The organism is Vibrio sp. PID17_43 (assembly GCF_002608565.1).
In the GTDB taxonomy this organism is placed as follows: Bacteria; Pseudomonadota; Gammaproteobacteria; order Enterobacterales; family Vibrionaceae; genus Vibrio.
The window spans coordinates 33,399-47,096 of the sequence record NZ_LIXM01000017.1; the positions used below are offsets into that span (position 1 = coordinate 33,399).

Consider the following 13,698-nt stretch of genomic DNA (forward strand, 5'->3'; position numbering starts at 1 on the left):
GCTAGTTAAAAAAGGATTTTAGCACCGAATCCCCCTTCTTGCAGTCATTTTTTGTTCAGAGAGTCAGTACTAGAATGCAATTTCGCCGACATTGCGCATGTCACATCCCCCATATCACTGATAATATTTACTTTTCTTAAATCGACTAAGGTTCACTATGTCAGAGTCTATTTGGCTAGCGATTGGGCTAGTATTGATCGTGGAAGGGATTGGCCCACTTATTGCGCCAAATGGTTGGCGTAACATGGTGGCACAATTGAGTGAACAGCCAGACAACCAACTTCGACGTATTGGAGGTTGCCTTGTGGTTGCAGGAACAATCATTGCGGTCATGATGAGCTAACCTCCGAAACAACTACTACGTTCTCAGCCGATACAAAAAAGGCTCCTAACAGGAGCCTTTTTGATTTAAAGACACGCTTATTCGACTTTAGCGCCTTGCGCATTGTTCATGTACTGGAAGAACTCGCTGTTCGGATCCAGAACAAGAATGTCGCTCTTAGAGCTGAACGATTTCTCATAAGCCTTCAAAGAACGTAAGAAGCTAAAGAATTCAGGATCTTTGCTGTACGCATCGGCGTAAATCTTCGCCGCTTCTGCATCTGCTGCACCGCGTGTTACACGAGCGGTTTTATCCGCTTCTGCCAGAATCGTTGCCACTTCAAGCTCTGCTTGTGCGCGGATAACTTCGGCTTTCTCACGGCCTTGAGAGCGATGCTTACGTGCTACAGACTCTCGCTCGGCACGCATACGACGGTAGATTGATTCACTAATCTCATCTGGAAGGTTGATCTTCTTCATACGGAAGTCAACGATGCGAACACCCAAGTCTTTCATTGCGCTTCCACGCGTGTCTTTCAACACTTCAGACATGATTAGATCACGCTCACCATCGATTTCCAATGCCTCACGTGCCGCTTCACTATTCAGTTCATCGCTATCTAGATCGTCTGGCAATACGTCAGTATTACGTGGACCAGACACGATCTGTTTGATGTCACGAGAACCGATTTCTGAACGAAGCACGTCCGTCACTTTACGCTCCAAAAGCGCTTCAGCAGTCAGTGTATTGCCGCCACCTGTCGCTAGGTAGTAACGTCCGAAATCTTCGATACGCCACTTCACGTAGGTATCAATGATTACGTCTTTTTTCTCCGCAGTTACGAAACGGTCAGCACGGCCATCCATGGTTTGGATACGCGCATCTAACTGCTTAACGCGGTCAAATAGTGGCATTTTGAAATGCAGACCCGGCTCGTAGATTCGAGTGATATCGTTATTGTCTTTCAATACACGACCAAATCGAACCACGATACCACGCTCACCTTCAGGGATAACGAATAGTGACATCAACATTAATGCCAGTGCGATGACCAGTACAGGGATCATTAACTTACGCATTCTTAGTATCTCCCTTGACGTGAATCTGTTGAACGAGACTGCGTACTCGAAGTGTCTTGGTTCGGGCGTTCAGACTCAAGTTGAATATGATCGTACGCTGAAGAAGACTTCGATTTACGTTTGGTGTCTGTTTGACCTTCCCCCGTCAACTTATCAATTGGTAGGTAAAGCAGATTGCCGCTCGATTCAGAGTCAATGAGCACTTTAGAAGTGCTTGAATAAACCTCTTCCATGGCATCAATGTACAGACGGTCACGAGTAACGCCAGGTGCCGCTTGGTATTCAGGCAGTAGTTTTTCAAACTGCGCCACTTGACCAAGAGCTTCGTTGGTTACACGCTCGTTGTAACCTTGCGCTTCTTTCTTCAAACGCTCAGCACGACCTGTTGCCTTCGGCAAGATTTCGTTCTTGTACGCTTCGGCTTCACGGATGAAACGTTCTTCATCCTCACGTGCAGCGATAGCGTCATCAAACGCATCTTTTACTTGCTCTGGCGGACGTGCAGACTGGAAGTTCACGTCAACAATCACGATGCCCATATCGTAGCTATCAATGATTTGATTCAGTGTTTCTTGCGTCGTTTGACGGATTTGCTGACGGCCACTGGTTAAGATGCTATCCATTAGTGAGTCACCAATGACCGCACGTAACGCCGAATCTGTTGCTTGACGCAAGCTGTCATCAGCATTGGTTACGCGGTATAGGTATTTGTATGGGTCAGCAACACGGTATTGAACGTCCATCGCGACGGTTACTACGTTTTCATCTTTAGTCAGCATTAGACCAGATGCACGTAGCGAACGAATCGCCTGCACGTTTACAGCCGTCACTTCGTCAATAAAGCGAGGACGCCAGTTCAGACCGGGATCGACGATACGATCGTACTTTCCTAAACGCAAAACCACACCGCGCTCTGCTTCACCGATGGTGTAAAAACCAGCGAAGAACCACACCGCAATCGCAATAAGTGCAATGATGCCGAAGCCAATCGCACTACCGCCACCGCCGATAGGTGAACTACCGCCGCCTTTTTTACCAAACTTACCACCCAGCTTTTGACTCAGTTTGCTGAACACTTCATCTAAATCTGGCGGACCTTGATCTCGGCCACCAGGACGCTGGCCACCACGATTATTATTACCCCAAGGGTCATTATCGCGGCCATTGTTGCCGTTGTTATTTCCAGGCTCATTCCACGCCATTAGAAAGCTCCATCATTTGATATGACGTTATACTGTAGCAGTCCTTTAAGTGACTATAAAGTCGACTAAAACTGCCCCTTCTCTTTTTTCAAGTCTAGACCAATCTACTTGCTGCATTCGAATATCGATCAACAAGTTACCTTCCTGGTCATATTCCTCACGTTGAATACACTTCATTTGGAAGAATGTACTACGGAATCGTCCTTGATACTGTGGAGGAATTCTCAACTGATACTCAACGATTTGCGACGCTAAACGTTCTGTCAGCGCATCAAACAGGAGATCAATACCTATCCCTTCCATAGCAGAAACCCAAACGGTGCGAGGAAGGCCTTCCTCATCACGATCTATACGTGGTTTTTGCTCTTCTAGATTGTCAATCTTGTTCATGACGACGAGCGTTGGCACTTCATGTGCCTCGATCTCTTCTAAAACTTCATGAACAGCTTGAATATTCTCACGAAAACGCTCATCACTGGCATCAACAACATGTAACAAAATGTCAGCTTCTTGCGTTTCCTGCAACGTTGCTTTGAAGGCCGCAACCAAATCGTGAGGCAGATGTCGGATAAATCCAACGGTATCAGCAAGAATTGCAGACCCAACATCGGCTAACTCAATCTTACGTAACGTAGGGTCAAGAGTTGCAAACAGTTGATCTGCCGCGTAAACGCCAGCTTCCGTAATACAGTTGAAAAGTGTCGACTTACCCGCGTTGGTGTAACCGACGAGAGAAATCGTTGGGATTTCAGCTCGATTTCGGGCACGACGTCCCTGTTCACGCTGCTTTGCCACTTTATCTAAACGACGAAGGATAGCTTTAATTCTGTCACGCAATAGTCGGCGGTCAGTTTCTAACTGAGTTTCACCCGGCCCTCGTAGACCAATACCGCCTTTCTGCCTTTCAAGGTGCGTCCAACCACGAATTAAACGAGTAGAAATGTGTCGAAGTTGAGCCAACTCTACTTGCAGCTTACCTTCGTGTGTTCGTGCTCGCTGAGCAAAGATGTCAAGGATAAGACCAGTGCGATCGAGAACTCGACATTGGCACAGTTTTTCGAGGTTACGTTCTTGGGCAGGAGAGAGGGAGTGATTAAAAATCACTATTTCAGCACCCGTCAATTGTACCGCAGTAGCAATTTCTTGTGCCTTACCCTCTCCGACATAGTATTTCGGGTGAGGGGAGCGACGGCTACCAGTGACAACTTGCAGCGTCTCTACCCCTGCAGAAGACACCAGCATTTCGAATTCAGCCAGATCTTCCCATTCACCTTCTTGCGTGAAGTTGATATGAACAAGTACGGCTCGCTCACCGGATTCATAACGGTCAAACAAGCAATCAACTCCTTATTGTAAAAATACGAAATGAAGAATTAATCTTCAGATTTCTCTTGTGGACGATCACTTTGAGGACGATCACCACTGTGATGGCTCACTGGACGAGCCGGAACAACGGTAGAGATTGCGTGCTTGTACACCATTTGATTTACCGTGTTTTTCAACAGGATCACGAACTGATCGAATGATTCGATCTGACCTTGTAGTTTAATACCGTTTACCAGGTAAATAGATACCGGAATACGCTCACGACGTAGCGCATTTAGGAATGGGTCTTGTAGAGATTGCCCCTTAGCCATTTTATTTTCCTTATTTAATTTGTAGTTGTAATTATTTAGCTAGTGGTGCAATGCAAAAGGCACTTCTTTTTGCATCAGAGCTAAACGAATCAAAAAAGCACTCTAATTAATTAGCAGCATAATATAAAAACCGCCAACAACCGATCCTTTGAGAGTGCGTTCACGCCAAAACGATCACATTATACACAGCAATGTCAATCAGATGCTATCGCTTCTGACATGGTTGCCAGTGCCTGTTCAATGTTGCCGCTATCCAACCAAGTTAAATCATTCCAGCTGCGTAACCAGGTGATTTGTCGCTTGGCCAATTGACGAGTTGCACATACGCCACGAAAAATCGCTTCGTCTCGTGTACACTCCCCGTCTAAATACTCCCACATCTGCCTGTAACCCACGCAGCGAATAGAAGGTAGATCTGGGTGAAGATCATCACGCGCATAAAGCACTTTCATCTCATCTTCAAAACCAGCAGCCATCATTTTCTCGAAACGCAGTTCAATTCGACGGTGAAGTTCAGCCCTATCCTTGGGAGCTATTGCAAACTGTTTAACTCGGAACGGCAGGCTATCGCCTTTCGTTTGAGTCAACTCAGTCAGAGTCTGACCTGAAATACGAAAAACTTCTAACGCCCTAGACAAACGCTGAGGATCGTTAGGATGGATTCTCGCTGCTGATACAGGATCAATCTCTTTTAGTTCATCGTGCAACACTGACCAACCTTTAGTCAATGCCTCTTGCTCAATTTGCTGACGAATTTCAGAGTTTGCTGCTGGAAGAGGTGATAAACCTTCAAGTAATGCCTTGTAATACAGCATCGTACCACCAACCAGTAGCGGAATTTTTCCTTCAGCAACAATCTCATTCATCGCCTGCAGCGCGTCACGACGGAAATCTGCAGCAGAGTAAGACTCACTCGGATCCAAGATATCGATAAGGCGATGTGGCGCTAAACTAAGCTCACGCTCATCTGGCTTGGCGGTGCCGATGTCCATCCCTTTGTAGATCAACGCGGAGTCCACGCTGATGATCTCAACTGGGTATTTTTGACGCAGGCGTATCGCCAGCTCAGTCTTACCTGATGCGGTTGGCCCCATTAAGAAAAGAGCCAAAGGTAGTTTGTCTGTCATGGTTTTAATTTGGCAATCGTGGCAGAGAAATCAACAGCTGATACAAACTTTGTATCTTCTAATGGCAATTGACCATGTCGTAGCTGTTCAAGTTCCGCAATAATTTGAATGGCTTCAGAGAGAGTATAGTGGCTCTTAACCGTTGTAACCTGCAAAGCAAGCCAATCGATAAGATCCGGCAGCATCTGGGCTGTTGCCACCTCTTCCTTCATACGTGTTTGCGCGTAAGATAACAGATCTGGTATCAAGTTTTGTAAGTTTTGTTGACGTAACGGTGCTGGCATACCCATCACCATCAAGGCTTTGTCATTTCTGGCTTTCAGTTGGATACCAAGCTGAGCAAAATCTTGTTGGAAATCTTGGGCTAACTTAATCAATCCAGAATCCAACTTCACCGATAATGGCACCAATAGCGGTTGAGCCTTCAACGCCCCATCACTCGGAGTGAGCTGCCCTTGGGTTCGGTAAAACTCCGCTCTTGGCAATGCCACTAGAGCCGCACCGCTATCGCTGTTCATCAAGACAAACCGTTCATCCACGATGGCTAATGCTTTGCCTAATGCCATTACAGGTGAAGGCTGAGCCTCAGAGCGAGGAGCCATGTCTGTCAACGATGGTGTCTGCTTCGATTCAAAATCTGGTGTTTGCAGTAATTCATGATAAGCGCGCACTTCTTGTTTACTTGGTGCGGGCTCAGCATGTCGCTGCTCTTTGTTTGAGTTCGGTTTAGGCGCTGGTTTGGACTCTATCCAATCAGTTCGTTTGAAAGAGTCCGTCACGCGCGCTTCCCGCACTGAGGAATCACTTAGAGGACGATCGCAAGGTTTCGCTTCGTAGTCCGAGCGTCCCGGATAGGCTGGTGTGTTATCTATCGCTTGATAGACACGCTCTGGTACTGGTGAACTTGTTTGCTCCGGTGCACTGGCTGGTTCAGGAGTTGGAACCATTGTCTCAAACGGCTCTACTGACTCAGCATGGTGGAACGCAGATTCGTTGACGTGTGGCTTATCAATCACTGAGCTTTGCACAAGGGCATCAGCCAGTGCTTGATAAATAAAATCGTGCACCAGTCGCGCTTGATGAAAGCGTACTTCATGCTTCGCTGGATGAACGTTCACGTCCACTTGGTGTGGGTCAAGCTCGATAAACAAGACATACGCTGCAAACTGATCCGGTTTTAAGCTGGTTTCATAGCTTTGACGAATCGCATGATTGATCAGCTTGTCACGCATCATGCGGCCATTTACATAGCAGTATTGTAGATCGCTCTGCTGCCTCGCTCCTTCCGGTGTCGTAATCCAGCCATGCAACTTGAGCCCTTGGTGCTCCAACTCAATACGTAGCATATTACGTACAAAGCCATTGCCACACACTGCAGCGATACGCTTTTCAGTCTGAAGCTGATTTTTTGCCGCACGATATTGGCGGATCATTTTGCCGTTGTGACGAACATTGATCGTGACATCAAAACGACTCAAAGCAATACGTTTCAATAACTCATCAATATGAGCGAACTCTGTTTTTTCAGTGCGCAAGAATTTTCGACGGGCAGGTGTGTTGAAGAACAGATCTAACACTTCAACTGAGGTACCAATTGGGTGTGCGCTTGGTTGTAACTTTACTTGCATATCACGCCCTTCAGAATAGGCGCTCCACGCCTGATCTTGCGTCGCGGGTCGAGAAGTCATCGTCAAACGTGATACCGAGCTGATACTCGCCAGCGCTTCGCCACGGAAGCCTAAGCTCATAATCGCTTCCAGGTCATCCAGGGTATGGATCTTCGATGTTGCGTGACGACTGAGCGCCAAGCCTAACTCATCTTTCACAATCCCTTTACCATTATCGCGCACGCGAATCAGCTTAGCGCCACCTTTCTCGATATCAATGTCGATACGTGTTGCGCCCGAATCAAGACTGTTTTCTACCAGCTCTTTCACGACAGAAGCAGGCCTTTCAACCACCTCTCCTGCCGCGATTTGGTTTGCCAGTCTAGCTGGCAAAATCTTAATGGTCATGATGAGTTATAAGCTCACTTACTTATTAGGGATAATTAGCTCTTGTCCTACGGCTAGCTCGTCAGAAGGTAAGTTATTTGCCTTACGGATACTCGATACGCTCACACCATATTTTGAGGCAATCTTACCAAGGTATTCTCCACGCGCCACTTTATGCTTACGGATTGGCTTGTCTTTCACCGCAACGGTGATCTTGAGTTTCTGACCGACTCGAAGCGTATCTGATTTCAGATTGTTCTCGCGGCGAATATCCGCAATCTTCACTTTATAGTGGCTAGCAATCTTACCTAGGAACTCACCCGATTTAACCGTGTGAGTGATGGTCTCTGTTTCTACCGTGTTTGCTTTGTTCGGAATTGATACCGCGGCGGCAGCGCCCCCAGGGATATTCAATTTCTGACCAACAGCTAAGCCACTCGATTTTAGCTTGTTCTCACTCATGATCGCTTTGGTTGACGTTCCGTATTTTTGTGCAATCACAGAGAGCGACTCACCCCGTTTCACGGTATGAACGATTGGCTTTGCCGACGACGAAAATACCGTCCCTTCTGGCGGGTTATCTTTCAGGTACTTCACAACCGCTTTGGTAATCGAACGTGCCAACTTGTCTTGATGCGAACGCTGGAACAGTAGCTTCTCTTCCGTCGGATTTGAAATAAAGCCGGTTTCAACCAGAACCGATGGGATCTGCGGAGAACGTAACACCGCTAGGCTGGTGTTTATCGGTTTTGAGTTGTGCAAACGCGCTACTTTACCCATCTCTCCTAAAATCTCCGTTGCTAGTTTGTAGCCTTCTTTTTGTGAATGGCTAAACTGCAAATCCAACAACGTTTGGTTTACGTTACGATCACTGGTATTACTAACAAATGCCGTACCTGAACCACCCAGCAACTCCGATTGCTTCTCATGGTTCTCTACCCAACGAGAAATCTCCGTGTTTGCCCTACGTGTATTTAACACAAACACCGATCCTCCGCGCGGTTGTGGCGAGGTAAAGGCGTCCGCATGGATAGAAATCAACAAGTGGGCGTCATTCTCTCGAGCTATCGCCACTCGGCGGTTAAGATTGACAAAGTAATCCCCTTTACGCGTCATTCTGGTTTTGATCCCAGGAACGGAATCAAGCTGCGCTGCGATCTTGCGAGAAATGCTTAACACGGCATCTTTTTCATACTTACGACGCGATGGACCGATTGAACCAGGATCTTCACCACCATGACCAGGATCGATAACAATCAAAATTTCCTGTCCACGTTGCACCGTGCTCATATCTTTACTTGTTGTAGACGGCTTCGTCGGCTTGGTGGTGCTCGATGCATTATTGCCGTGCGACAAATCCACCACAAGACGGTGACCATATCGGCCGCCTGGTGTTGGGCTAAGCTTAAACAGCTCCGCCTTTACACCCTTTTTAAGTTCAAATACCAAACGGTAAGTATTTTTGTTTGGTGGTGAGCTCTTACGAACTCGCTTTAATACCGGACTATCGGTCACCGAAACGGGCAACTGAGCTTGCATTGATGTGTCTTTAAGATCCACAACCAAACGATCAGGACTCGACAACGAAAAATAAGAATAGTCTGCTTCGGAGCTTAAATCGATAACGACACGAGTCTCATCAGGTGAAGGCCAGACTCGGAAGTTTTTAACAACGTTAGCAAACGCTAAATTGGGGATGATAAGGAGAAAAGTGGCGACGAATGCCACCACTGACCTAAAATTCGAAATACTCAACATAACTCCAATTGACTGAGTAACTGCACACCATATTCATTGTTCGCCGTTAATTCGGCTATACGCTGCTCGCCCTGGTAGCGAATATCCACATCAAGATCAGGTTGTGGCAACAGGCCATGCCCTTTTTCTGGCCATTCAACCAAGCAAATTGCATCATCAGTAAAGTAATCTCGAATACCCATAAATTCGAGTTCTTCAGGATCCGCAAGACGATAAAGATCAAAATGGTACACTTGCCACTTATCTAGCTGATAAGGCTCAACTAAAGTATAGGTTGGACTTTTAACATTGCCTTGATGACCAAGAGCACGGACAAAACCACGGCTAAACGTCGTTTTACCTGCACCCAAATCGCCATGCAGATAAATCGTGGTTTGTTGAGAACAAAGCTGAGCCAATGCGGTACCTAATGCGACCGTTTCGTGCTCATCTTTTAAGTGAAATTGTTTCGTGCTCATTATTGCTTCTCTAACTATTGATCGTTGACTATATAAAAATCAAAAGAACAGGAATAGTAAACTGTGTTGGTTTTGAGAGACAAGCTCTCAAATGTCATATATGCGAAAAAAGTAATCAAATAGACCAAAACACAACTCATTAACTCAATACTAAAATCAAGTCTAGACGCTTGGTTTAGCAACAATGAATTGACTCGTTTGCGATCCAGTAACCCAATACAGCCTCTCTGTTCCATATCAAGCAACTTAGAAGTCACTCACTGCCCCTAAGCTAACCTAGGATGAGTCCATACTAAACAACAAAACTAGACTTTCTGGTAGCACCTGCAAATAAGATCCGTTAAGATCCGGCCCCCTTTATCTCGGTGATAAAATATGAACTACGAACAACTCGCACAACAAATTAAAATTTGGGGAAAAGAGCTTGGCTTTCAAAAAGTCGGCATCTGCGATGTTGATCTTAGTGAACATGAGGTCGCGCTACAAAATTGGCTCGACTCTGGTTACCACGGTTCAATGGACTGGATGGCTCGTCATGGTATGATGCGCGCCAGACCCGCGGAGTTATTACCGGGAACGGTTCGTGTTATCAGCGTGCGAATGGACTACCTGCCACCAGAGGCCAAATTTGCTTCTAACCTAGCAAACAAAAACCACGCATACATCAGTCGCTATGCCTTGGGCCGCGATTACCACAAGTTGGTAAGAAAACAGCTCAATAAATTAGGCAAGCTCATTGAGCAAGAGGCCGGTCAATACGGCTACCGTCCATTTGTCGATTCGGCTCCAATCCTTGAGCGTCCATTAGCTCAAAAAGCAGGATTAGGCTGGACGGGAAAACACTCGCTTATCTTAGATAAAGACTGTGGTTCATGGTTTTTTCTTGGAGAGCTACTGATTGATTTACCGCTGCCTGTCGACCAACCTAGCGTCGATCACTGTGACAAATGTAAAGCCTGCATCACCTCATGCCCAACGCAGGCCATCGTCGAAGATAAAATCGTGGATGCTCGACGTTGTATCTCTTACCTCACCATTGAATTTGATGGTGTCATCCCAGAAGAATTCCGTAAGCCAATGGGTAACCGCATTTATGGCTGTGACGATTGCCAGCTAGTGTGCCCTTGGAATCGTGATGCTGAGATTACCAAGCAGAACGACTTCCATCGCAGAGAGGGTTTTGAAGACCCAGACTTAATCACAATGTTCAATTGGGATGAAGCAACCTTCCTCAAACAGATGGAAGGTTCTGCCATCCGTCGAATTGGGCACGAACAATGGCTGCGTAATATTTCTATCGCACTAGGGAACGCAGAGTACAGCCAAAAAAACATTGAAGCACTAGAAAGTAGGCGCGGTGAAAGTAAGTTACTTGATGAGCATGTTGAATGGGCACTAGCTCAGCAACTCAACCAAGTGCCATTTAATCAATCTGACCCTATCGAAATAAAGAAAAAACGTTTAATCCGAATCGTTGAAAAGGGTCTAGCGAGAGACGCGTAGTACTTAGCCTATATACAAGAAATTGAAAACACTTTTCGCATATTCAATTCATGATGCTGTTCTCAATTCCGCAATGTGGAAAAAAGAAAAGTACCCTAGTTAAAATGGGTTACAGAAAAAAGTTAAACACAACTTCAAGAAATGACTAGGATCAAGAAAAAACAAAATAATGATCCTATTTTAACGTATTCGATCCGAACAAAAGGCAGCATTATTGCTATATAACAATAACTTAAGAGAAAAAATAATGTACGCTAAACTTCAATATAAAGAAAGGATCTTTCTTTACCACTTCAAAAATCCAATCTGAGAACACTTTATCAACTGACTTATCCACAGAACAAGATATGTGGATAACTCTGTTAATTGAATAGCTTAAAGCGCTCCGAACATCAAAATATTCACTATCAGACGAGTTTTATCATGCGCAACACACAAACGAAATCGTCCGACATCGAAAGATGCGGATTATTATTGTACTTTTGGGATTCATGCTTCTCAGCATTAGGAAAAGAGCAATGAGAATTGGCTGCGACAGCCTCACTTCATCAGGCGGCGCATCAATAAACAGTTTTAGGGTATAACACTTATCAATACCCAAACTATTCTTTGAAGTTGGTTGCGGGAGCCGGATTTGAACCGACGACCTTCGGGTTATGAGCCCGACGAGCTACCAAGCTGCTCCATCCCGCGTCCATGTATTATCGATTAATACGATAACAGAAACTGGAGCGACACTCGAGGATCCCTATCCATAACAGAAAGGCATGACCTCAACTTTGATAAGTTTTGTGCTCTATAAATGAGCGAATGTCGCAATTCACTGTTAAGCACAATGAAAGCTATAAAGTTGGAGCGACACACGAGGTTCGAACTCGTGACCTCAACCTTGGCAAGGTTGCGCTCTACCAACTGAGCTAGTGTCGCAATGTCACTGTTAAGCACAATGAGGGCTATCAAATTGGAGCGACACACGAGGTTCGAACTCGTGACCTCAACCTTGGCAAGGTTGCGCTCTACCAACTGAGCTAGTGTCGCAAATGTCATTGTTAAGCACAATGAGGGCTATCGCTTTCCACTTTGAAAAAAGTGGAGCGACACACGAGGTTCGAACTCGTGACCTCAACCTTGGCAAGGTTGCGCTCTACCAACTGAGCTAGTGTCGCATGATAAATCGCATCAGCAATTTATCTAAATGTGGTTGCGGGAGCTGGATTTGAACCAACGACCTTCGGGTTATGAGCCCGACGAGCTACCAAGCTGCTCCATCCCGCGTCCGGATGTCACTGTTAAGCACAATGAAAGCTATTTATTTGGAGCGACACACGAGGTTCGAACTCGTGACCTCAACCTTGGCAAGGTTGCGCTCTACCAACTGAGCTAGTGTCGCATGATAAATCGCATCAGCAATTTATCTAAATGTGGTTGCGGGAGCTGGATTTGAACCAACGACCTTCGGGTTATGAGCCCGACGAGCTACCAAGCTGCTCCATCCCGCGTCCGGATGTCACTGTTAAGCACAATGAAAGCTATTTATTTGGAGCGACACACGAGGTTCGAACTCGTGACCTCAACCTTGGCAAGGTTGCGCTCTACCAACTGAGCTAGTGTCGCATGTTCTCATAAGAGAATTGGTTGCGGGAGCCGGATTTGAACCGACGACCTTCGGGTTATGAGCCCGACGAGCTACCAAGCTGCTCCATCCCGCGTCCGTAATTCATCGTTAGGTACGATGAAAACCTTCAAACTGGAGCGACACACGAGGTTCGAACTCGTGACCTCAACCTTGGCAAGGTTGCGCTCTACCAACTGAGCTAGTGTCGCATCAACAACGTTTACGCTGTTCAGGGCTGCGAATTATAAGAGCATTTTTTTGTGATGCAAGTCCTTCGTTCAAAAAATCTTTATTTTTTTATCAAACGATGAAAAAGCAAGCAAAAGCTCCATGTATTACAACAAATTGGATCGCAGCCTTAACAGTTAGATCTTAAAAATCGTCTCACGATAGTATTTAAGTTCCGCAATCGACTCGCGAATATCATCCAAGGCCAAATGCGTGCCTTGTTTCGAAAAACCATTTAGCACTTCAGGTTGCCAACGACGAGTCAATTCTTTTAGCGTACTTACATCAAGGTAGCGATAGTGGAAGTACTCTTCTAACTCAGGCATATGCTTATACAAAAAACGGCGATCTTGGCCGATGCTGTTGCCACAAATTGGGGATACTCCTTTTGGTACCCACCTTTCAAGAAATTCGATCGTTTGTGCTACCGCATCGTGCTCCGAAATTTCACTATTTCGAACTCGCTCAACCAAACCACTTGCCGTGTGTGTATTCGTACACCACTCATCCATTTTTGCCAGTTCATCTTCTGGCTGATGTATTGCAAGTACTGGACCTTCAGCCAAAATATTCAGCTCACTATCAGTAACGATAGAAGCAATTTCGATGATTTTGTGCGTCTCAGGATCAAGCCCGGTCATCTCTAAATCAACCCAAATTAAGTTTTGATCGCTAAAGGACATGGTTACGCCGCCTATTTGTTTATCGATAAAAGAGGTACTATACCTGAAAATACTTGAAACACGATACTCACAAGCTTGAGCCGAGATCGGAC

Annotated in this window: 11 protein-coding genes and 10 tRNA genes; 2 read left to right on the top strand and 19 right to left on the bottom strand. The window is 45.8% G+C overall.

Annotated features, from left to right (window positions below; genetic code table 11):
* Window positions 1-157 precede the first annotated feature (157 nt).
* The gene (locus tag AK965_RS13155) at window positions 158-343 is read left to right on the top strand and encodes a DUF2065 domain-containing protein (RefSeq protein WP_099080040.1); all 186 of its coding nucleotides are present in this window, start codon (window positions 158-160) and stop codon (window positions 341-343) included.
* A 77-nt stretch (window positions 344-420) separates the two neighbouring features.
* Here the strand turns inward: AK965_RS13155 and hflC are convergent, their stop codons facing one another.
* From hflC to tsaE, 8 genes are all read right to left on the bottom strand, one after another.
* Entirely contained in the window at window positions 421-1,401 is a 981-nt protein-coding gene (gene hflC, locus AK965_RS13160; protein ID WP_099080041.1) for a protease modulator HflC, read from the bottom strand.
* A 2-nt stretch (window positions 1,402-1,403) separates the two neighbouring features.
* Entirely contained in the window at window positions 1,404-2,603 is a 1,200-nt protein-coding gene (gene hflK / locus AK965_RS13165) for an FtsH protease activity modulator HflK (protein WP_099080042.1), read from the bottom strand.
* Between the two features lie 45 nt (window positions 2,604-2,648).
* Window positions 2,649-3,938: a ribosome rescue GTPase HflX gene (hflX, locus tag AK965_RS13170; RefSeq protein ID WP_099080043.1), complete on the bottom strand. Its 1,290-nt coding sequence runs from the start codon at window positions 3,936-3,938 to the stop codon at window positions 2,649-2,651.
* A gap of 38 nt (window positions 3,939-3,976) precedes the next feature.
* Entirely contained in the window at window positions 3,977-4,240 is a 264-nt protein-coding gene (hfq, locus tag AK965_RS13175; RefSeq protein ID WP_099080044.1) for an RNA chaperone Hfq, read from the bottom strand.
* 194 nt (window positions 4,241-4,434) lie between these two features.
* On the bottom strand, window positions 4,435-5,367 hold the full coding sequence (miaA, locus tag AK965_RS13180) for a tRNA (adenosine(37)-N6)-dimethylallyltransferase MiaA (RefSeq protein ID WP_099080045.1): 933 nt from the start codon (window positions 5,365-5,367) through the stop codon (window positions 4,435-4,437).
* Entirely contained in the window at window positions 5,364-7,382 is a 2,019-nt protein-coding gene (gene mutL, locus AK965_RS13185; protein WP_099080046.1) for a DNA mismatch repair endonuclease MutL, read from the bottom strand. Before mutL ends, miaA begins: the two co-directional genes overlap by 4 nt.
* Before the next feature lie 18 nt (window positions 7,383-7,400).
* On the bottom strand, window positions 7,401-9,119 hold the full coding sequence (locus tag AK965_RS13190) for an N-acetylmuramoyl-L-alanine amidase (protein WP_099080047.1): 1,719 nt from the start codon (window positions 9,117-9,119) through the stop codon (window positions 7,401-7,403).
* Window positions 9,113-9,577 (bottom strand): tRNA (adenosine(37)-N6)-threonylcarbamoyltransferase complex ATPase subunit type 1 TsaE, encoded by a 465-nt coding sequence (gene tsaE, locus AK965_RS13195; protein WP_099080048.1) that lies wholly within the window; start codon window positions 9,575-9,577, stop codon window positions 9,113-9,115. Before tsaE ends, AK965_RS13190 begins: the two co-directional genes overlap by 7 nt.
* A gap of 375 nt (window positions 9,578-9,952) precedes the next feature.
* Here tsaE and queG point away from each other — a divergent pair, with 375 nt between their 5' ends.
* On the top strand, window positions 9,953-11,080 hold the full coding sequence (queG, locus tag AK965_RS13200) for a tRNA epoxyqueuosine(34) reductase QueG (RefSeq protein WP_099080049.1): 1,128 nt from the start codon (window positions 9,953-9,955) through the stop codon (window positions 11,078-11,080).
* 616 nt (window positions 11,081-11,696) lie between these two features.
* On the opposite strand, the gene AK965_RS13205 is transcribed toward queG, so the two are convergent.
* The 11 genes from AK965_RS13205 to orn form a co-directional block, all read right to left on the bottom strand.
* Window positions 11,697-11,773, bottom strand: a tRNA-Met gene (locus tag AK965_RS13205).
* A 158-nt stretch (window positions 11,774-11,931) separates the two neighbouring features.
* Window positions 11,932-12,007, bottom strand: a tRNA-Gly gene (locus AK965_RS13210).
* 35 nt (window positions 12,008-12,042) lie between these two features.
* Window positions 12,043-12,118, bottom strand: a tRNA-Gly gene (locus tag AK965_RS13215).
* Between the two features lie 52 nt (window positions 12,119-12,170).
* Window positions 12,171-12,246 (bottom strand) — tRNA-Gly (locus AK965_RS13220).
* Between the two features lie 32 nt (window positions 12,247-12,278).
* Window positions 12,279-12,355, bottom strand: a tRNA-Met gene (locus tag AK965_RS13225).
* A 39-nt stretch (window positions 12,356-12,394) separates the two neighbouring features.
* A tRNA-Gly gene (locus AK965_RS13230) sits at window positions 12,395-12,470 on the bottom strand.
* A gap of 32 nt (window positions 12,471-12,502) precedes the next feature.
* A tRNA-Met gene (locus AK965_RS13235) sits at window positions 12,503-12,579 on the bottom strand.
* Window positions 12,580-12,618: 39 nt separating this feature from the next.
* Window positions 12,619-12,694 (bottom strand) — tRNA-Gly (locus tag AK965_RS13240).
* 18 nt (window positions 12,695-12,712) lie between these two features.
* Window positions 12,713-12,789 (bottom strand) — tRNA-Met (locus AK965_RS13245).
* 39 nt (window positions 12,790-12,828) lie between these two features.
* Window positions 12,829-12,904, bottom strand: a tRNA-Gly gene (locus AK965_RS13250).
* A 156-nt stretch (window positions 12,905-13,060) separates the two neighbouring features.
* Window positions 13,061-13,606, bottom strand: coding sequence for an oligoribonuclease (gene orn / locus AK965_RS13255; RefSeq protein WP_099080050.1), 546 nt, complete (start codon window positions 13,604-13,606; stop codon window positions 13,061-13,063).
* Window positions 13,607-13,698 lie beyond the last annotated feature (92 nt).

Bases quoted from the DNA above. Each gene is read 5' to 3' on its own strand.
- AK965_RS13155 (WP_099080040.1), top strand. From the start codon at position 158: ATGTCAGAGTCTATTTGGCTAGCGATTGGGCTAGTATTGATCGTGGAA.
- hflC (WP_099080041.1), bottom strand. From the start codon at position 1,401: ATGCGTAAGTTAATGATCCCTGTACTGGTCATCGCACTGGCATTAATG.
- hflK (WP_099080042.1), bottom strand. From the start codon at position 2,603: ATGGCGTGGAATGAGCCTGGAAATAACAACGGCAACAATGGCCGCGAT.
- hfq (WP_099080044.1), bottom strand. From the start codon at position 4,240: ATGGCTAAGGGGCAATCTCTACAAGACCCATTCCTAAATGCGCTACGT.
- miaA (WP_099080045.1), bottom strand. From the start codon at position 5,367: ATGACAGACAAACTACCTTTGGCTCTTTTCTTAATGGGGCCAACCGCA.
- mutL (WP_099080046.1), bottom strand. From the start codon at position 7,382: ATGACCATTAAGATTTTGCCAGCTAGACTGGCAAACCAAATCGCGGCA.
- AK965_RS13190 (WP_099080047.1), bottom strand. From the start codon at position 9,119: ATGTTGAGTATTTCGAATTTTAGGTCAGTGGTGGCATTCGTCGCCACT.
- tsaE (WP_099080048.1), bottom strand. From the start codon at position 9,577: ATGAGCACGAAACAATTTCACTTAAAAGATGAGCACGAAACGGTCGCA.
- queG (WP_099080049.1), top strand. From the start codon at position 9,953: ATGAACTACGAACAACTCGCACAACAAATTAAAATTTGGGGAAAAGAG.
- orn (WP_099080050.1), bottom strand. From the start codon at position 13,606: ATGTCCTTTAGCGATCAAAACTTAATTTGGGTTGATTTAGAGATGACC.